This is a genomic window from Sphingomonas sp. M1-B02 (assembly GCF_026167525.1).
Classification (GTDB): domain Bacteria; phylum Pseudomonadota; class Alphaproteobacteria; order Sphingomonadales; family Sphingomonadaceae; genus Sphingomonas.
In genome coordinates this window covers 959,663-977,095 of the sequence record NZ_CP110679.1, presented here as the reverse complement: position 1 = coordinate 977,095, position 17,433 = coordinate 959,663, and the positions used below count along the sequence as shown (strand labels likewise).

The 17,433-nt window shown below is 67.1% G+C and carries 16 protein-coding genes; 6 read left to right on the top strand and 10 right to left on the bottom strand.

Annotated features, from left to right (window positions below; all coding sequences use genetic code 11):
• Window positions 1-2: 2 nt before the first annotated feature.
• Both mfd and OKW87_RS04685 read right to left on the bottom strand, forming a co-directional pair.
• Window positions 3-3,458 (bottom strand): transcription-repair coupling factor, encoded by a 3,456-nt coding sequence (mfd, locus tag OKW87_RS04690; protein WP_265542678.1) that lies wholly within the window; start codon window positions 3,456-3,458, stop codon window positions 3-5.
• Window positions 3,459-3,554: 96 nt separating this feature from the next.
• Window positions 3,555-3,821 (bottom strand): FAD assembly factor SdhE, encoded by a 267-nt coding sequence (locus OKW87_RS04685; protein ID WP_265542676.1) that lies wholly within the window; start codon window positions 3,819-3,821, stop codon window positions 3,555-3,557.
• A 72-nt stretch (window positions 3,822-3,893) separates the two neighbouring features.
• Between OKW87_RS04685 and recG the strand changes: the two genes are divergently transcribed.
• Window positions 3,894-5,945 (top strand): ATP-dependent DNA helicase RecG, encoded by a 2,052-nt coding sequence (gene recG, locus OKW87_RS04680; RefSeq protein WP_265542674.1) that lies wholly within the window; start codon window positions 3,894-3,896, stop codon window positions 5,943-5,945.
• On the opposite strand, the gene OKW87_RS04675 is transcribed toward recG, so the two are convergent.
• The 3 genes from OKW87_RS04675 to OKW87_RS04665 all read right to left on the bottom strand — a co-directional run bounded on the left by OKW87_RS04675 (window position 5,946) and on the right by OKW87_RS04665 (window position 8,014).
• Window positions 5,946-6,266, bottom strand: a complete 321-nt coding sequence (locus OKW87_RS04675; RefSeq protein WP_265542671.1) for a PilZ domain-containing protein — start codon at window positions 6,264-6,266, stop codon at window positions 5,946-5,948.
• A gap of 108 nt (window positions 6,267-6,374) precedes the next feature.
• On the bottom strand, window positions 6,375-7,601 hold the full coding sequence (gene tyrS / locus OKW87_RS04670) for a tyrosine--tRNA ligase (protein WP_265542669.1): 1,227 nt from the start codon (window positions 7,599-7,601) through the stop codon (window positions 6,375-6,377).
• Window positions 7,598-8,014: a hypothetical protein gene (locus OKW87_RS04665; RefSeq protein WP_265542667.1), complete on the bottom strand. Its 417-nt coding sequence runs from the start codon at window positions 8,012-8,014 to the stop codon at window positions 7,598-7,600. Before OKW87_RS04665 ends, tyrS begins: the two co-directional genes overlap by 4 nt.
• A 114-nt stretch (window positions 8,015-8,128) precedes the next feature.
• Here OKW87_RS04665 and OKW87_RS04660 point away from each other — a divergent pair, with 114 nt between their 5' ends.
• Window positions 8,129-8,623 (top strand): DOMON-like domain-containing protein, encoded by a 495-nt coding sequence (locus OKW87_RS04660; protein WP_265542666.1) that lies wholly within the window; start codon window positions 8,129-8,131, stop codon window positions 8,621-8,623.
• Between the two features lie 13 nt (window positions 8,624-8,636).
• On the opposite strand, the gene OKW87_RS04655 is transcribed toward OKW87_RS04660, so the two are convergent.
• Window positions 8,637-8,813, bottom strand: coding sequence for a hypothetical protein (locus OKW87_RS04655; RefSeq protein WP_265542664.1), 177 nt, complete (start codon window positions 8,811-8,813; stop codon window positions 8,637-8,639).
• Between the two features lie 18 nt (window positions 8,814-8,831).
• A complete protein-coding gene (locus OKW87_RS04650) occupies window positions 8,832-9,332 on the bottom strand; it encodes a DUF4126 family protein (RefSeq protein ID WP_265542662.1) in 501 nt (166 codons plus the stop codon).
• 83 nt (window positions 9,333-9,415) lie between these two features.
• Here OKW87_RS04650 and OKW87_RS04645 point away from each other — a divergent pair, with 83 nt between their 5' ends.
• The 4 genes from OKW87_RS04645 to OKW87_RS04630 are packed head-to-tail and all read left to right on the top strand — an operon-like array spanning window position 9,416 to window position 14,405.
• Entirely contained in the window at window positions 9,416-10,612 is a 1,197-nt protein-coding gene (locus OKW87_RS04645) for an exo-beta-N-acetylmuramidase NamZ family protein (protein WP_265542659.1), read from the top strand.
• Between the two features lie 56 nt (window positions 10,613-10,668).
• On the top strand, window positions 10,669-11,844 hold the full coding sequence (locus tag OKW87_RS04640; protein ID WP_265542658.1) for a hypothetical protein: 1,176 nt from the start codon (window positions 10,669-10,671) through the stop codon (window positions 11,842-11,844).
• Between the two features lie 36 nt (window positions 11,845-11,880).
• Complete coding sequence (locus OKW87_RS04635) at window positions 11,881-13,002, top strand: DUF2336 domain-containing protein (RefSeq protein WP_265542657.1); 1,122 nt, start codon at window positions 11,881-11,883, stop codon at window positions 13,000-13,002.
• Window positions 12,999-14,405, top strand: a complete 1,407-nt coding sequence (locus OKW87_RS04630) for a sensor histidine kinase (RefSeq protein WP_265542656.1) — start codon at window positions 12,999-13,001, stop codon at window positions 14,403-14,405. Before OKW87_RS04635 ends, OKW87_RS04630 begins: the two co-directional genes overlap by 4 nt.
• 6 nt (window positions 14,406-14,411) lie before the next feature.
• Here OKW87_RS04630 and OKW87_RS04625 read toward each other — a convergent pair whose 3' ends face one another.
• From OKW87_RS04625 to gltX, 3 genes are read right to left on the bottom strand one after another with little or no spacing between them, the layout of a single operon-like run.
• The gene (locus tag OKW87_RS04625; RefSeq protein ID WP_265542655.1) at window positions 14,412-14,618 is read right to left on the bottom strand and encodes a hypothetical protein; all 207 of its coding nucleotides are present in this window, start codon (window positions 14,616-14,618) and stop codon (window positions 14,412-14,414) included.
• Between the two features lie 29 nt (window positions 14,619-14,647).
• A complete protein-coding gene (locus OKW87_RS04620) occupies window positions 14,648-15,931 on the bottom strand; it encodes a citrate synthase (protein ID WP_265542654.1) in 1,284 nt (427 codons plus the stop codon).
• Between the two features lie 25 nt (window positions 15,932-15,956).
• Window positions 15,957-17,399: a glutamate--tRNA ligase gene (gene gltX, locus OKW87_RS04615; protein WP_265542652.1), complete on the bottom strand. Its 1,443-nt coding sequence runs from the start codon at window positions 17,397-17,399 to the stop codon at window positions 15,957-15,959.
• Between the last annotated feature and the right edge of the window lie 34 nt (window positions 17,400-17,433).

Sequence of the window (17,433 nt, the reverse complement as noted above, 5' to 3'; positions counted from 1 at the left end):
CCTCAGGCTGCAGCCCGGGCCAGCCCCCGCGAGATCTGGAGCGCGCCGTGGAGGCGGGCCTTGGGGTTCGCCCATGCCCGCGTGATCACCAGCTTCATGTCGGGGCGCAGGCGGGCGGTGCCTTCCAGCTTTTCGACATAGGCCATCAGGCCCTCGACATTGGGGAATTTGTCTTCGTGGAAGGTGACGAGCGCGCCCTTGGGGCCGACGTCGATCTTGGCGATGCTGGCGCGCTTGGCGTTGAGCTTGGTCTCGATCAGGCGGAGGAGATTCTCGGTGGCGTCGGGGAGCTTGCCGAAGCGATCGATCAGCTCGGCAGCGAAGCTTTCGATGCCGGCGCTGTCTTCGACGTCGTTGAGGCGGCGGTAGAGGCCCATGCGCAGATCGAGATCGGGGACATAGTCCTCGGGGATCATGATCGGGGCGTCGACGGTGATCGAGGGCGAGAGGTCCTTGGGGCGATCGTCGCGCAGGCCGCCGGCCTTGGCGTCCATGATCGCCTCCTCCAGCATCGACTGGTAGAGTTCGTAGCCGACTTCCTTGATGTGGCCCGATTGCTCGTCGCCGAGCAGATTGCCCGCGCCGCGGATGTCGAGATCGTGCGCGGCGAGCTGGAAGCCGCCGCCGAGCGTCTCGAGGTCGGAGAGAACCTTCAGCCTTTTGTCGGCGGCTTCGGTCATCTGGCGTTCGGGCGGGGTGGTGAGATAGGCGTAGGCGCGAGTCTTGGACCGGCCGACGCGGCCGCGGATCTGGTAGAGCTGCGCCAGGCCGAACTTGTCGGCGCGGTTGACGATCAGCGTGTTGGCCGACGGGATGTCGAGGCCCGATTCGATGATCGTGGTCGAGACGAGCAGATCGTAGCGACGATCGTAGAAGGCCGACATGCGCTCCTCGACCTCGGTCGGCGACATCTGGCCGTGGGCGACGACATGGCTGATCTCGGGCACGTCCTTGCGAAGGAAATCCTCGATCTCGGGCAGGTCCGAGATTCGCGGGGTGACGAAATAGGCCTGGCCGCCGCGATAATGTTCGCGCAGCAGCGCCTCGCGCAGGACGACGGGGTCCCAGGGCATGACATAGGTGCGCACCGCGAGGCGATCGACCGGCGGGGTCTGAATCACGGAGAGCTCGCGCAGGCCCGACATCGCCATCTGGAGCGTGCGCGGGATCGGCGTGGCGGTGAGGGTGAGGACGTGGACGTCCGCCTTGAGCGCTTTCAGCCGCTCCTTGTGGGTGACGCCGAAGCGCTGCTCCTCGTCGACGATGACGAGCCCCAGCCGCTTGAATTCGATGCCCTTGGAGAGGATCGCGTGGGTGCCGATGACGACGTCGATCGTGCCGTCGGCGAGGCCTTCCTTGGTCGCCTTGGCCTCGGCGGCGGGGACGAGGCGCGAGAGGCGGCCGATGTTGATCGGGAAGCCCTGGAACCGCTCGGTGAAGTTGCGGTGGTGCTGGCGGGCGAGGAGGGTGGTCGGGCAGACGATCGTGACCTGCATGCCCGCCATCGCCGCGACGAAGGCGGCGCGCAGTGCGACCTCGGTCTTGCCGAAGCCGACATCGCCGACGATCAGGCGGTCCATCGGGCGGCCCGAGGCGAGATCCTCGAGCACGTCGTTGATCGCACGATCCTGGTCGTCGGTTTCCTCATAAGGGAAGCGATCGACGAAGGCGGGGTAGCCGCCCTGATCGGGCTCGAGTATCTCGCCGGGGCGGACGGCGCGGCGCGCGGCGGTGGCGATGAGCTCGCCCGCAATCTCGCGGATCCGCTCCTTCATCTTCGACTTGCGCCGCTGCCAGGCTTCGCCGCCGAGCTTGTCGAGCGTCGCGCCTTCCTCGCCCGAGCCGTAGCGCGAGAGGACTTCGAGATTTTCGATGGGGACGAACAATTTGTCGCCGCCGGCATAGCTCAATGCAACGCAATCGTGCGGGGCCTGCTGGACGGGGATCTGGGTCAGGCCCTCGTAACGGCCGATGCCGTGATCGACATGGACCACGAGATCGCCGGGGGAGAGGGTGGCTAGCTCCGCGAGGAAGGCGTCGGTATTCTTGCGGCGCTTGGCGCGGCGGACGAGGCGATCGCCGAGCATGTCCTGCTCGGTGAGCACGGCGACGTCGCGCGCGGTGAAGCCGTGATCGAGCGGGAGGACGATGAGGGCAACCGCGCTGTCCGCGGTGCCCAGAGCCTCCTGCCAGGATTCAGCAGAGCGGGCGCCCTTGAGGCCGTGGTCGTTGAGCAGGCCGGTGAGGCGTTCGCGGGCGCCGTTGGAGTAGCTGGCGAGGATCGGCTTCTTGCCGGCCTTGCGGACCTTGGCGAGATGCTCGACCACGGCTTCGTAGACGTTGGCGGCACTGGCGCGTTCGGGGGCGAAGTCGCGCGGGCCGTCGACCGCGAAATCGAGGACGGTGGCCGATTCGGGTTCGTGGAAAGGGGTGGCGGTGTGGACCGGGCCGTGCTCCTGCGCGCGCTCCCATTCCTCCGGGGAGAGATAGAGCGAGGCGGTGTCGAGCGGGCGATAGCTGCCGGGGGCGGTCGATTCGGCGCGGACGCGGTTGGCCTGATAATCGGCGATCGCCTCGAAACGCTGCTCGCCTGCGCTGTGCGCGGCGACGTCGCGGACGAGGATTGCAGCGTCGGGGAGGTGATCGAACAGGGTTTCGAGGCGGTCCTCGAACAAGGGCAGCCAATGCTCCATGCCGGCGAGGCGGCGGCCGTCGCTGATTGCCTGATAGAGCGGATCGGCGGTGGCGTTGGCGCCGAATTTCTCGCGGTAGCGGCTGCGGAAGCGCTTGATCGATTCCTCGTCGAGGAGGGCTTCGGAGGCGGGGAGCAGGGTGAAGCCGTCGACCCGGCCGGTGGTGCGCTGGTCCTGATGATCGAAGGTGCGGACCGATTCGATCTCGTCGCCGAAGAAATCGAGGCGCAGCGCCTGGTCGGCGCCGCTCGGGAAGAGATCGACGAGGCCGCCGCGGACGGCGAATTCGCCGGCATCGTTGACCGTGTCGACACGGTGATAGCCGTTGGCCTGGAGCAGAGAGGAGAGCTTGGGCAGGCTGATCCGCTCGCCGGGGGCGAGCCGCGCGACGAGCTGGCGGATACGGAAGGGGGTGAGGGTGCGCTGGGTGGCGGCGTTGACGGTGGTGACGAGGAGGCGGGGGGCCTTCGAACCTGTCTGCAGCGCGTGGAGGGTGGCGAGCCGCTCGGACATGATGCGCAGCGTCGGGGACGCGCGATCGTAGGGGAGGCAGTCCCAGGCGGGATAATTGAGGATTTCGAGCTCTGGCGCGAAATAGGTGGCGGTGGAGGCGATGGCGCGCATTGCGGCTTCGTCGGGGGCGATGAACACGGTGGTGCCGGCGGCGCGCGCGAGATCGGCCAGCATCCAGGGGAGGAAGCCGGTGGGGGCGCCGGAGAGGGTCAGCGCGCGCTTGGCGGAGAGGATGGTTTTTAGGTCGGGCATTTATTCTCTTTTCCGTCATCCCGTCGAAAGGTGGGATCCAGGGTCACGAACGACGTCCTGCTGGGCTCTGGATCTCGGCTTTCGCCGGGATGACGATCATTGGGCGATCGGCACGTAGCTCAGCGTCTTGAGCGCAGTGATCAGCGTGCCCGCGTAGCGATCGGGCACGGGCGCCGTCCCCATGGCCCAGGCCATGATGTCGACGTCCTGTTCCTCCATCATTTCCTCGAACAAGCCGATTTCGGCCGCGTCCCACGATTCGCCATGCGCGTCGAAGAAGCCGCCGATCAGCAGGTCGGCTTCCTTGGTGCCGCGGTGCCAGGCACGGAAGCGGAGGCGCTTGAGACGATATTCGCGGTCCATGGGGCTTCCCAACGGGCTATAGCCGGCCGCGCTGGAAAGCGCAGTCGGCTTGGGTGTAGAGGCGAGATAGTCATGCGGCCCGAGATACTCAATCCACTGTTCGCCGAAGTCACCGCGCTGAAGGGCGTGGGGCCGGCGCTGTCCAAGCCGATGGAGCGGCTGGGGATGGCGCGGGTGGTGGATGTCGCCTTCCATCTGCCGACGGGATATATCGATCGGCTGGAGCGCGACGAACTGATGCAGGCAGATGTCGGGCAGGTGGTCGCGATTCCGCTGACCGCCGTGAACTATCGCTTCGGGGGCAGCGCGCGGGCGCCGGCGCGGGTGCAGGCGGTGGATGCGCTCGGCAACCATGTGACCTTGGTGTTCTTCGGCGGCAATTCTGGCTGGGCGAAGAAATTGCTGCCGCTGAACGAGAAGCGCTGGGTATCGGGGCGGCTCGATCAATATGGCCAGGAATTGCAGATCGTCCATCCCGAGGTTTCGGAAGAGGCCGAGGGGGGTGGGCGCGAGGCGGTCTATCCCTGTTCGGAAGGGATCACCTCGAAGCGGATCGCGGCGATGGCGGCGCAGGCGATCGAGCGGGCGCCGGAGCTTCCCGAGTGGATCGAGCCCAGTCTGCGCGATCGCAATCAATGGCCGGGGTGGCGCGATGCGCTGGTGCGGATTCATGCCGATCCCGCCGACGCCAAGGCGCGCGAGCGGCTGGCCTATGACGAGGTGTTCGCCAACCAATTGGCGCTGCTGCTGGTGCGCGGCGAGGCGCGATCGAAGCGCGGGCGGGCGCTGGCCGGGGACGGGCGGCTGCGCGATGCGCTGAAGCTGCCTTATGCGCCGACGGGGGCCCAGACGCGGACCGTGCGCGAGATCGAAGGCGACATGGCGCAATCGCGGCCGATGCTGCGGCTGCTGCAGGGCGATGTGGGGTCGGGCAAGACGCTCGTCGCGTTGATGGCGTTGCTGATCGCGGCGGAGGCGGGGGCGCAGGGGGCATTGCTGGCGCCGACCGAGATATTGGCGCGGCAGCATTTCGAGAATTTGAGCCGGATGTTCGCCGGGATCGACGTGCGGATCGCGATCCTGACCGGGCGCGACAAGGGGCGCGCGCGGGAGTCGACGCTGATGGGGGTGGCCTCGGGCGAGATCGATATCCTCATCGGCACGCATGCGATCTTCCAGGAGGGCGTGGCCTATCGCGACCTGGGGCTGGTGGTGGTGGACGAGCAGCATCGCTTCGGCGTGGCCGAGCGGATGATGTTGCAGGCCAAGGCGCAGGTGCCGCCGCATCTGCTGGTGATGACCGCGACGCCGATTCCGCGGACGCTCCAGCTGGCCTCGCACGGCGAGATGGACGTCAGCCGGCTCGACGAGATGCCGCCGGGGCGCGAGCCGATCCAGACGACGGTGATCGCCGAGGACAAGATCGATGCGGTGATCGAGGGGCTGGGGCGGCATCTGGCGGCGGGCAAGCAGGCTTATTGGGTGTGTCCGCTGGTCGAGGAGAGCGAGAAGAGCGACCTGCAGGCGGCCGAGGACCGCGCGGTGAAGCTGCGCGCCCGGTTCGGCGAGAAGGTCGGGCTGGTGCACGGTCGGATGAAGGGGCCCGAGAAGGATGCGGTGATGGCGCGCTTTGCCGCGGGCGAAACCGGTGTGCTGGTGGCGACGACGGTGATCGAGGTGGGCGTCGACGTGCCCAATGCGACGCTGATTGTGATCGAGCATGCCGATCGCTTCGGGCTGGCGCAGCTGCACCAGTTGCGCGGGCGCGTGGGGCGCGGGGGGGGGCAATCGCATTGCATCCTGCTGCGCGGCGAGCGGCTCAACGAGACGTCGCGGGCGCGGTTGGGGCTGATGCGCGATACGACCGACGGCTTCGTGATCGCCGAGCGGGATCTGGAGCTGCGCGGGGCGGGCGAATTGCTGGGGACGCGGCAGTCCGGAGACCAGACCTTCCGGCTGGCGACGCCGGAGAGCCTGGCGTCGCTGATCGTCGCGGCGAATGCCGATGCGCGGTTGCTGGAGGACCAGGATCGGGGGTTGAAGAGCGCACGGGGGGAGGCGGCGCGGGTGGCGCTCTATCTGTTCGAGCGCGATGCGGCGGTGGGGCTGCTACGGTCGGGCTGACTATTTTCCCCGCACCATCACCGTGATCAGCTCATAATAAGTGGCGAGATCGATCGCGGTTTCGAACTGGCAGCCGAGGCGCCCGCCCAGCGACCAGCGCACCGTGGCGATCATCGCGCCGGCGATCGGCAGGACGACGCGGATGCGATCGCCCGGATCGAAGCAATTGTCGCATCGGGCCATCAGGCCGTGCGGCGAAATATTGACCACCAGAAAGGAGAGCGACTTGGCATCGGGACCATAAGCTCGGGCGCGATAGTGGACGTCCTCGCGATATTCGCGGCGGACGTCGGCGTAAGCGAGATTGTCGGTTCCGAGCATCGCATTGCCCCACATACGCTGAAGGTCGGGCCGCAGTGATAGGGCACCCCGAATGAACTACCTTCAAACGAGGCTGCTTAACAGTAACTTAGCGGGGCATCGGGACTTCTACGCAGGGACCAGCAGGCCGTGGCGCTTCTTGCCGAAGCTGATCTTGACCTGGCTTGCCACCGAAACGATCGCCGCGGGATCGGCAACGGGCTGGTCGTCGACGCGGATCGCGCCTTCGGCGATCTTGCGGCGGGCCTCGCCCTTCGACGCGCAAAGCTCGAGCGCGATGAGGGCGTCGACGATCGCGATGCTGCCGCCGGGGACAAAAATGCTGGGGAGCGAGCCGCCGGCGCTGCCTTCCTCGAAGGTGCGGCGTGCGGTCTCGGCGGCCTCGTCGGCGGCAACGCGCCCGCGGCACATTGCTGTGGCTTCTGTGGCGAGGATCTTCTTGGCTTCGTTGATCCCCGCGCCTTCGAGCGATTCGAGGCGGGCGATCTCGTCGAGCGGAAGATCGGTGAACAGCCGCAGGAAGCGGCCGACGTCGCGATCGTCGGTGTTGCGCCAGAATTGCCAATAATCGAAATGGCTGAGCTGATCCTCGTTGAGCCAGACCGCGCCCGACATGGTCTTGCCCATCTTTCCGCCGTCGGCGGTGGTGATGAGGGGGGTAGTGACGCCGAACACTTCGGTGGCGTCGACGCGGCGCGAAAGCTCGATGCCGTTGACGATATTGCCCCATTGATCCGATCCGCCCATCTGTAGACGGCAGCCGGCGCGGCGCGAAAGCTCCAGGAAATCATAGGCCTGGAGGATCATGTAGTTGAACTCGAGGAAGCTGAGCGATTGCTCGCGATCGAGGCGCAGCTTCACCGAATCGAAGCTGAGCATGCGGTTGACCGAGAAATGCTGGCCGTAATCGCGCAGGAAAGGCAGATATTCGAGCGCATCGAGCCATTCGGCATTGTCGAGCAGGATGGCGTCGGTCGGGCCGTCCCCGAAGGTGAGGAAGCGTTCGAATACCGTCTTGATCGAGGCGATGTTGGCGGCGATCGTATCGACCGTCATCAGCTTGCGCGCTTCGTCCTTAAAGCTGGGATCGCCGACCTTGCCGGTGCCCCCGCCCATCAAGACGATCGGCTTGTGCCCGGCCTGCTGCAGGCGGCGGAGCAGCATGATCTGGACGAGGCTGCCGACGTGGAGCGAGGGCGCGGTGGGATCGAAGCCGATATAGCCGGGGACGACCTGCTTGCTCGCGAGCGCATCGAGCGCCGCGGCGTCGGTGACCTGGTGGATATAGCCGCGCGAAGAGAGCGAGCGGAGGAGTTCGGAGCTGTATTCGGTCATGGTGCTGGGCGCATAGCCCAGGCCGGTTGCTGCGTCATCCCCGCGGGCTGGCCCGTCTCGTCGAGCCAGTGCCGCGCGTCGTCGATCGAGAGGAAGACCTTGAGACGGGGGTGGGCGAGGGTGCGTTCGGCCTGGAGACGATTGAGCTGGCTGCCGACGACGACGGCGACGTTGCCTGAGGTGAGGGTGGTGCCGCCGCGCATCACGTTGGTGAGGAGATCGGCAACGTCGTTTGCCTGGACGGGGAAGTCGAGCGATTCGACCATCACGTCGAAATCGTCGCGGATGGCCCGGGCTTCGTGGGCCTTCGCGCCGATTGCGCGGGCGAAGTCGGCGACGTCTTCGGGCTTCCAGAAGCCGCTGACATGGATGTCGAGGACGTTTGCGCGGGGATCGTAATCGATACGGAACATCGAGGATGCTGCCTCCTGGATTCAGGGGCGCACTTCCGCCACCGGATAGGGATTGCGTCAAGCCGTCGCGACACGGGATTGGCTGTTTGGGGCTTTTCGACTTAGTCGGGACGGATGAAGTTGATCCCGCATCCGGACTTCCCCCCGAAGGGCGTTGCTGCAGTCGATGTGGCAGGGGCGGTGGAGCGGGGGAGGACCTTGCTTACCTATCGGGTGAGCGGCGGCGCGGTGGCATTCCCGCCGCGAGCGGCTCCGGTAAGGACCGATGACCTGTGGAAGCGGACCTGCTTCGAGTTGTTCGTCCAGCCCGAGGGGAAGGCGGGCTATTGCGAGTTCAACTTCTCGCCGTCCGGAGAATGGGGGGCGTATCGCTTCGAGGGGTATCGCACGGGCATGGCGGATTTGCCGTTGGCCGCGCCGACGATCGAGATGCTGGACGACGGGGTGCGGGTGACGGTGGATCTGAGTGGGCTGTCGCCGGGCGCTTTGCGGGTGGGGATCACCGCGGTGATCGAAGAGCAGGACGGGACACGGTCCTTCTGGGCGCTGGCGCATCCGGCGGAGAAGCCGGATTTTCACGATCCGGCGGGGTTCGTGCTCCGCATTTGATCTTCGCGCTACATCAAGAGAGCGGGCGGGGCTGGCGCTTGCCCTTGGTGCGGCTGGTGAGGTGAAATTGGCGGCAGCGATCGCAGCGATACGGGCAAAGCGAGAGGTTCGCCTGCAACGTGAAGGCGCGTGCGTCGGCTTCGGTGGGGAAGCGCTTCTTTCTCAGGCACACACTCAGTTTGGTGCGCACTGCGCGATCCTTTCGCCCTTATTCTCCCTCAACTCGAACCGGAACGCCATCATGTCGCTTCACGACGTCGGGCAGAGGGGCATGGGCGGCGGCGAGGGCGGCGGAGACGCTGATCGCGTCCTCCACCAGCCCGATGGCGAACTGGCTGTGAGTGCGCATCGATCGCATTCGGGCGGCGTAGGTGAGATAGGAGGCGAGCACCGCGGTGGCGCCGGCGAGCGCGGCGGCGGGGAAGCGTTGACTGCGGGGGGCCAGCGCGACGCCGGCGAAGGCCGCGTTGAGGCTGCGGATGATCACTGCCGCCGGGATGATCCGATCGGGTGCGCTCTTCTGCTTGTCGCCGACCAATTCGTAGGCGGCAAGCGCAGTGGCGCCGAGCGACACCAGCGGGTGCGCGAGGAAGCGGGGCGCGCCGCTGTCGGGCGGGAGCGTGCCGGTGCGGGCGGCGTTGGCGACGACGGCGAGCGGGGTCATCGAACGGGCGCCTGCAGTCAGGCCTATCAGGATGGATCGGATCATCTGGGGGTAACAAGCGGGCGCGCGGTAAGTGCCGCGACAATCGCGCTTGCGTGTTCGGCGAAGTCGCGGCACCTCGCTGCCCCATGAAATTCGGTATCGACCGGCTGCTTGCCGACCCCGCGCTCCGTGCTCCGCTCGAGGGAAAGCGCGTCGCCTTGCTCGCGCATCCCGCCTCGGTGACGGCGGACCTGACCCATTCGCTGGACGCGCTGGTGGCGTGTGGGCTCAACGTCTCGGCGGTGTTCGGGCCGCAGCATGGCGTGCGTGGCGACCTCCAGGACAATATGATGGAGTCGCCCGACTATACCGACCCGACCTACGGGATGCCGGTGTTCAGCCTCTATGGCGAAGTGCGGCGGCCGACCGGGCAGTCGATGGGCACGTTCGACGTGATCCTGATCGACCTGCAGGATGTGGGGTGCCGGATCTACACCTTCGTGACGACGCTGCTCTATGTACTCGAGGCCGCGGCGGCGCATGGCAAGGAAGTATGGGTGCTTGATCGCCCTAATCCCGCCGGGCGCCCGGTGGAGGGGCTGACGCTGCTGCCGGGCTGGGAGAGTTTCGTCGGGGCGGGGCCGATGCCGATGCGGCACGGGATGACGCTGGGCGAAATGGGGCGGTGGTTCATCGATCGCGGCGGACTCGATGTCGCCTACCGGGTGATCGAGATGGAGGGCTGGGCGCCTGCGGCGGGGCCGGGCTTCGGCTGGCCGCCCGAGAAGGTGTGGATCAATCCGAGTCCCAATGCCGCCAACGTCAACATGGCGCGGGCCTATGCCGGCACGGTGATGCTGGAGGGGACCACCCTGTCCGAGGGGCGGGGGACGACGCGGCCGCTGGAGCTGTTCGGGGCGCCAGACGTGGATGCCAAGGCGGTGATCGCCGAGATGCGCGCGCTGGCGCCGGAATGGCTGGCGGGCGTGACGCTGCGCGACATGTGGTTTCAACCGACCTTCCACAAGCATGTCGGGCAGCTTTGCTCGGGCGTGTTCCTGCATGCCGAGGGGGCGGGCTATGATCATGCGGCGTTCCGGCCGTGGCGGGTGCAGGCTCTGGGGTTCAAGGCGATCCGGCGGCTGTATCCCGATTATGACCTGTGGCGCGATTTCCCGTATGAGTATGAGTTCGGGAAGTTGGCGATCGACGTGATCAATGGCGGGCCGGGATTGCGTGAGTGGGTGGACGATGCAGCGGCGGGGCCGGGGGACCTGGATGCGCTGACCTTGCCCGACGAGGCGGCTTGGGACGAGGTCCGCGCGCCTTATCTGCTCTACTGATCCTCCTGGGCGGGGAGGAATTGCAGTGCGCCGCCAATCCGCCTAACCCCCTGCCCATGTTGGCAGGCCTGATTTTTGCGGTGGAAGAAGCAAGCGACCGGCCGGGGGCGCTGGTCGCCACCTTGCCGTTCGGGGGGATGACCCTGCTCGAATATCAGGTGCGGCTGCTGGCCGGGGCCGGGGCCGAGCATGTGCTGATCGCGGTGGGGCGGATGACGCCTGCCTTGCTCGCGGCGGTGAACCGCGCGGCGAAGCGCGAGCTTACCGTAGAGGTCGTCCGATCGGCCGAGGAAGCCTCCGAGAAGATCGACGATGGCGCGCGGGTGCTGGTGATGGCCGACGGGCTGGTCACCACCGATCCGGTGATGGACCGGATGGCGAGCGAAGGACCCGAGGCACTGCTGGTGACTGACGATGCCGGCTCGCCCGCGGCGATCGAGCGGCTCGACATGCGCGACAGCTGGGCGGGGGTGGCGCGGATCACGATCGACCAGCTCAAGCAGATCGCGCAGATGCCCGAGGATTATGATTTCCAGTCGGCGCTGCTGCGCGTGGCGGCGCAATCGGGCGCCGAGCATGTGCCGTTGACGCCGGGCTGGGTGCGCGGCGGCCATGCGGTGGAGCGCAGCGTCGCCGGCCTGGCGTCGCGCAACACCGGCATACTCGCGGCGCTGACCGAGCGGCGAATCGACTGGGCCGACCGCTGGGTGTTCACCCGGATCGCCCGGCTGGTATTGCCCGAGCTGGTGACGCGCAATTTCCCGGCCTGGGGGTTGGTCGCGATCTCCGCGGTGCTGGCGCTCGGTTCGCTGGCGGCGATCTGGATGCAGTGGGTGGGAAGCGGAGTCACGCTCTCGCTGCTGTCCGCGGCGACGCTGGCGACCGGCGCGGCGATGGCGGCTTTGCGCGGCGAGGAGCCGCGCGCGCGGGCGCTGGAATGGGCGATCCTGCTGCTGTTCGGCGCGGTCTGCCTTGCTTGCGGCTGGATCGAGCAGGCGGCGCTGCAGACCGCGACTCCGATCGTGCTGGCCCTGGTCGGCGTGGGCGCGCAATTGCTGGTCGAGCGCGCGCCGTCGCGGCACCGGCGCTGGTGGGCGAGTCCGTCGGCGCAGCTGCTGCTGCTCACCCCGTTCGCGCTGGCCGGGCTGACCGAGTTCGGCCTGGCCGCGATTGCAGGCTATGCATTCGTCACGCTCGCCGCCGCGGTTGAGGGCACGCGCGAAAAAGCTTAGTCTCGTCTTAAGGACAGTTCGGCTAGTTAGAGTTCGATGTCGGATAATCCCATCGACCTGCGCAGTGGCGCGACCATAAGCGCACAGGAGCTGCTCGCCCGCGCGGCGGCTTCGGAAAACCGCGCCTGGCGCGGATTGCACGTCGCGATCGCCGATTTCTTCCTGCCCGATTCGGCCCGGCTGGACGAGCGGACGCGATCGTCGCTCGACATTCTGGTGCGCGAAATGGTGCACAGCGTCGAGGCGGAAATCCGCGAGCATGGCGCGCGATTGCTCAGCGGCAAGGGCGAAAGCGGCCTCGCGCGAGCCTTGAACGGGCCCGGCAATCTGCAGATACTCTCCCGGCTTTCGCAATCGGACCTGCTGCACGATCCCGAACTGATGGCCGAATTGCTCGGCAGGGTTCGGCAAGAGGCGGTGGCGGCGGCATTGCCGATGCAGGCGCCCGACGATCCGGAGCGCCCCAGCCTGATCAACCGATTCGTCCAGCATCCCGATCGGGTGCTCGCGGCAGGCGCGATGGCGGTGCTGATCGCCGAAAGCCGGCGTCGCCCGAGTCCCGAAGCGGGACAACCTTTGCGCACCGACTTGCCTGCCGAGCTGCATCACCGGCTGGTCTGGTGGGTGGCGGCGGCATTGCGCGAGCGTCTCGAACCCTCGGCCGGCCGCCAGCTCGCCTTGCTCGACCAATGCCTGACCGACGCCGCGCGGCGCAGCCTGGCGACCTATGACGAGCATGATCGGCTCGAGGCGGCGGTGATGCGCTTTGCCGCGGCGATCGACGCGCAGCCGCAGGAATTGCCGCAGATGCTGGTCGAGGCGCTGGGTGACCGGCGCGTGACGCTGTTCATCGCCTTGCTCGCGCATGCCCTGGGCGTGGACTATGTGCTGGGCCGCGAACTCACGCTCGATCCGGGCGGCGAGCGGCTGTGGCTGGCGCTGCGTGCGCTGGGGCTGGGCCGCGGACCGATCGCCCGGATCGGCTATGCGCTGTGCGAAGCCGATCCGCGGCGCGACGTCGAAATCTTCGCCGACCTGCTCGATGCGGTCGTCGCGACCGACGCCCGGGAGGCGCGCGACGGGTTGGGACTTTTGCGGCTCGACCCGGACTATCGCGCCGCGGTGCTGGCGCTGAAACGTGCGAAGGGTTCCGAATGAACGCCATCGATCCCGCGATGCCGCTCGCGATCGGCCGGCTCGACCCCGAGGGGCGGCTGACCGATGCCGAATCGCGGCTGATCGAGCTGAACGAGCGCGCGGGCGGGGCGGTGGGCGCGCCGCTGGCGGTGCCGCAGATCGCGACGCTCGCGCGGCTGGCGCGGCGGCTGGGGATTGCGATTTCGCGCAACGTCATCGCCGCTGACGGCGACGAGGATCTGGAACTGTGGGTCCGCGCCGAACCGACCGACGAGGGCGTGCGGCTCGAAGTCAGCGGGTGGAAGCCGCGCGCGGGATGGCGCGCGCCGGCAAGCGAGCCCGAGCGCGAGGGCGATTTCTTCCGATCGGCGGCCGACTGGCTTTGGGAAACCGACGCGGCGTTGCGGATCACCTTCCTCTCGATCGAGGCGGGTGCGCGCTACGGATTCGATTCGAGCGCGATGCTGGGGCAGCCGCTGACCCGGCTGTTCAGCCTGGAGCAGGACGAGAGCGGCAATCTGCCGATCCTGACCGCAGTGGCAGCGCAGGCGCGCTTCGACGGGCAGAAGGCCGAGCTGCGCGGGACCGGGCGGATGGTGCGGCTGGGGGCTTCGCCGCGGACCGATCCGGGTGGGCGATTCGCGGGCTTTGTCGGCGCGACGACGATGATCGACGGCACCGCGCCGGCACCGACGCCCGATGCGCCGCTGCCGCCGCTCGCGGCGCCCTTTGGCGGCTTTCCCGATTCGTTCAGCCAGCGGCTCGATCGGGCGCTGCGTGGGCCGCTGAGCAAGATCATCGCCAATGCCAACAGCATCAGCGCGCAGACCGAGGGGCCGGTGAAGCCCGATTATGCCGATTATGCGAACGACATCGCCAATGCGGGGCGGCATCTGCTCGGCCTGGTCGACGATCTGGTCGACCTGCAGGCGATCGAGCGCGACGATTTCACGACGCTGCAGGAGCCGATCGATCTGGCCGACGTCGCCCGGCGCGCGGGCGGGCTGCTGGCGGTGCGCGCGGCCCAATCCGACGTTCGAATCGACAAGCCGCCGATCGAGGAGACCTTCCCGGTGACCGGCGAATTCCGCCGCGCGCTGCAGGTATTGGTCAATCTGATCGGCAATGCGGTGCGCTATTCGCCGCGGGGCGGGATGGTGTGGATCCGGCTCGAGCGCGACGGCAGCATGGCGCACGTCATCGTCGCGGATCAGGGCAAGGGCATCGCCAAGGAAGATCAGGTGAAGATCTTCGAGAAGTTCGGGCGAGTCGATCCCAGCGAGCCGGGCGGCAGTGGTTTGGGGCTCTATATCGCGCGCAGGCTGGCGCGGGCGATGGGGGGCGACCTGACGGTGGACAGCGCACCGGGGATGGGCGCGCGCTTCGTGTTCACCCTGCCGTGGCGCCGGACGGACGACTCGTAGCTTCGCTCAGCGTCGGCGCGACGGCAGGAGCCGCGTGCCGGCCACCAGGACTGCGCCCAGCAGGGCCAGCACGCCGCCACGAACTACCCAGACCTGATTGTCGATCATCATGCTCGACAGCGGCCAGCGAATCACGCCGAGCCCCTGGAGCAGGAACAGTATGCCGAACAGGAAAGCGAGGATGCCGGCGAGGAGGAGCAGGGTTCTGATCATGCTCTTCTCCTCGCCCGGCGGATCGGGGTTCAGCGCTTGTCGACGCTCACATAATCGCGCTGCGTCGGGCCGGTGTAAAGCTGGCGCGGGCGGCCGATCTTCTGCTCGGGATCCGAAATCATCTCGTTCCACTGCGCAACCCAGCCGACGGTGCGGGCGAGCGCGAAGAGCGCGGTGAACATCGTCGTCGGGAAGCCGATCGCCGAGAGGATCACGCCCGAATAGAAATCGACGTTCGGGAACAGCTTCTTCTCGACGAAGTAAGGATCCTTGAGCGCCATTTCCTCGAGCTGCAGCGCGACTTCGAAGACGGGATCGGAGACGTTCAATTCCTTGAACACTTCGCGGACGGTCTTCTGCATCACCGTCGCGCGGGGATCGTAATTCTTGTAGACGCGGTGGCCGAAGCCCATCAGGCGGAACGGATCATTCTTGTCCTTGGCGCGGGCGATGAATTCCGGGATGCGATCGGGGGTGCCGATCTCGTGCAGCATGTTGAGCGCGGCTTCGTTGGCGCCGCCATGCGCCGGACCCCACAGGCAGGCGATGCCCGCCGCGATGCAGGCGAAGGGGTTCGCGCCCGACGAGCCGGCGAGCCGCACGGTCGAGGTCGACGCGTTCTGCTCATGATCGGCGTGGAGGATGAAGATACGGTCGAGCGCGCGCTCGATCACCGGGTTCACGACATATTCCTCAGCGGGGACGCCGAAGGTCATGCGCAGGAAGTTGCCGGTGTAGGACAGGTCGTTCTGCGGATAGAGGAACGGCTGGCCGATGCTGTATTTGTACGCCATCGCCGCGATCGTCGGCATCTTGGCGATCAGCCGGTGGCTGGCGATCATCCGCTGAGTCGGATCGGTAATGTCGGTCGAATCGTGATAGAAAGCCGAAAGCGCGCCGGCGACGCCGCACATAACAGCCATCGGATGCGCATCGCGGCGGAACCCGCGATAGAAGGTCGCGAGCTGCTCGTGGAGCATCGTGTGGCGGGTGATCGTGTAGCTGAACTTGTCGAGCTCGTCCGCGGTTGGCAACTCGCCGTTGAGGAGCAGATAGGAGACTTCCATGAAGCTCGAATGTTCGGCGAGCTGGCCGATCGGATAGCCGCGATGGAGCAATACGCCCTCGTCGCCGTCGATATAGGTCAGCCCGGATTCACACGAGGCGGTGGAGGTGAAGCCCGGATCATAGGTGAACATGCCGGTCTGCGCGTAGAGCTTGCGGATATCGACCACATCGGGGCCGACGCTGCCGTTCAGGACCGCAAAATCGACGTCCTTGCCCGGAACCTGCAGCTTCGCAGTATCGCTCATAAAAATCGTCCTTGTCTGGCCCGACTCAGGCGGGCTGGGTCATCTGATCGGCGATGCGAGCCAGGCTCTCTTCCCGTCCCAGCAGCGCCAGAACGTCGAAGATGCCCGGAGAGGTCCGCTTGCCCGTCAACGCTGCGCGCAAAGGCTGCGCAGCGGCTCCGAGCTTGACTCCCGCATCGTCCGCCACGGCGCGAACCGCCGCTTCGAGCGTCTCCGTATCCCAGGTCGCAGCCCCGTCAAGCGCCGCATGCACCCGGGCAAGGAGTGCCCGCGCGTCGCCCTCTAGCAGAGCCGCGCCGCCTTCGTCCAATATCAGTGGGCGCGTGCGAAAGAGAAACATCGACGCTTCGGCCAACTCGATGAGATTCGCGGCGCGCGGCTTCAGCGCGGCCATGCTGCGGCGCAGAAGATCGCGCTGGTCCGGGGTGGGTTCGAAGGCGAGCAAAGGCGCGACCAGAGCGGCCAGGCGATCGTCGTCTGTGGCGCGGATATAATGGCCGTTGAGGTTCTCGAGCTTCTTCAAATCGAAGCGCGACGGCGATTTGCCGACCCCCGCGAGCGTGAACCACTCGATTGCCTGTTCGCGGCTGATGAACTCGTCGTCGCCATGGCCCCAGCCCAAGCGGAGGAGATAGTTGGAGAGCGCTTCGGGGAGGATGCCCATCTCGTCGCGATAGGCATCGACGCCGAGCGCGCCGTGGCGCTTCGAGAGCTTCGCGCCGTCGCTGCCGTGGATCAGCGGGATATGCGCATATTCGGGCGCGTCCCAGCCGCCCTCGATCGCGTCCATCGCGTGGTAGATCGGCAGCTGGCGGAAGGCGTTGTTGAGATGATCGTCGCCGCGGATGACATGGGTGACGCCCATGTCATGATCGTCCACCACCACCGCGAGCATATAGGTCGGGGTGCCGTCCGAGCGGAGCAGGACCATGTCGTCAAGCTCGGCATTGGCGACGGTGACCGAACCCTGGACCTTATCGTCGATCGTGACGCTGCCTTCCTTCGGCGCGCGCAGGCGAACGACGAAGGGCGCATCGGCGGGGGCTTCGCTCGCGTCGCGATCGCGCCAGCGGCCGTCATAGCGCAGCGGCTGCTTGTTGGCGCGCTGTCCGGCGCGCATTGCCTCGAGCTCCTCGGCGGTGGCGAAGCATTTATAGGCGTGGCCGCCCGCTAGCATCTGGTGCGCGACCTCGGCATGGCGCGCGGCGCGCGAGAATTGATAGACGACGTCGCCGTCCCAATCGAGGCCGAGCCAGGTCATGCCGTCGAGGATCGCGGCGATCGCCGGCTCGGTGGAGCGGGCGCGATCGGTGTCCTCGATCCGCAGCAGGAACTTGCCGCCATGGTGGCGGGCGAACAGCAGGTTGAACAAAGCGGTGCGCGCGCCGCCGATGTGGAGGAAGCCCGTGGGGGACGGCGCGAAACGGGTTACGACCGGCTTGGCGCCGGCATCAGATGTTGCGCCCAACCGCGCTTGCTCCCAGACTATGTGATCGATGGCC

What these genes read in the sequence shown, in the direction of transcription:
- mfd (WP_265542678.1), bottom strand. Translation starts at nt 3,458, where the DNA reads ATGCCCGACCTAAAAACCATCCTCTCCGCCAAGCGCGCGCTGACCCTC.
- OKW87_RS04685 (WP_265542676.1), bottom strand. Translation starts at nt 3,821, where the DNA reads ATGGACCGCGAATATCGTCTCAAGCGCCTCCGCTTCCGTGCCTGGCAC.
- recG (WP_265542674.1), top strand. Translation starts at nt 3,894, where the DNA reads ATGCGGCCCGAGATACTCAATCCACTGTTCGCCGAAGTCACCGCGCTG.
- OKW87_RS04675 (WP_265542671.1), bottom strand. Translation starts at nt 6,266, where the DNA reads ATGCTCGGAACCGACAATCTCGCTTACGCCGACGTCCGCCGCGAATAT.
- tyrS (WP_265542669.1), bottom strand. Translation starts at nt 7,601, where the DNA reads ATGACCGAATACAGCTCCGAACTCCTCCGCTCGCTCTCTTCGCGCGGC.
- OKW87_RS04665 (WP_265542667.1), bottom strand. Translation starts at nt 8,014, where the DNA reads ATGTTCCGTATCGATTACGATCCCCGCGCAAACGTCCTCGACATCCAT.
- OKW87_RS04660 (WP_265542666.1), top strand. Translation starts at nt 8,129, where the DNA reads ATGAAGTTGATCCCGCATCCGGACTTCCCCCCGAAGGGCGTTGCTGCA.
- OKW87_RS04650 (WP_265542662.1), bottom strand. Translation starts at nt 9,332, where the DNA reads ATGATCCGATCCATCCTGATAGGCCTGACTGCAGGCGCCCGTTCGATG.
- OKW87_RS04645 (WP_265542659.1), top strand. Translation starts at nt 9,416, where the DNA reads ATGAAATTCGGTATCGACCGGCTGCTTGCCGACCCCGCGCTCCGTGCT.
- OKW87_RS04640 (WP_265542658.1), top strand. Translation starts at nt 10,669, where the DNA reads ATGTTGGCAGGCCTGATTTTTGCGGTGGAAGAAGCAAGCGACCGGCCG.
- OKW87_RS04635 (WP_265542657.1), top strand. Translation starts at nt 11,881, where the DNA reads ATGTCGGATAATCCCATCGACCTGCGCAGTGGCGCGACCATAAGCGCA.
- OKW87_RS04630 (WP_265542656.1), top strand. Translation starts at nt 12,999, where the DNA reads ATGAACGCCATCGATCCCGCGATGCCGCTCGCGATCGGCCGGCTCGAC.
- OKW87_RS04625 (WP_265542655.1), bottom strand. Translation starts at nt 14,618, where the DNA reads ATGATCAGAACCCTGCTCCTCCTCGCCGGCATCCTCGCTTTCCTGTTC.
- OKW87_RS04620 (WP_265542654.1), bottom strand. Translation starts at nt 15,931, where the DNA reads ATGAGCGATACTGCGAAGCTGCAGGTTCCGGGCAAGGACGTCGATTTT.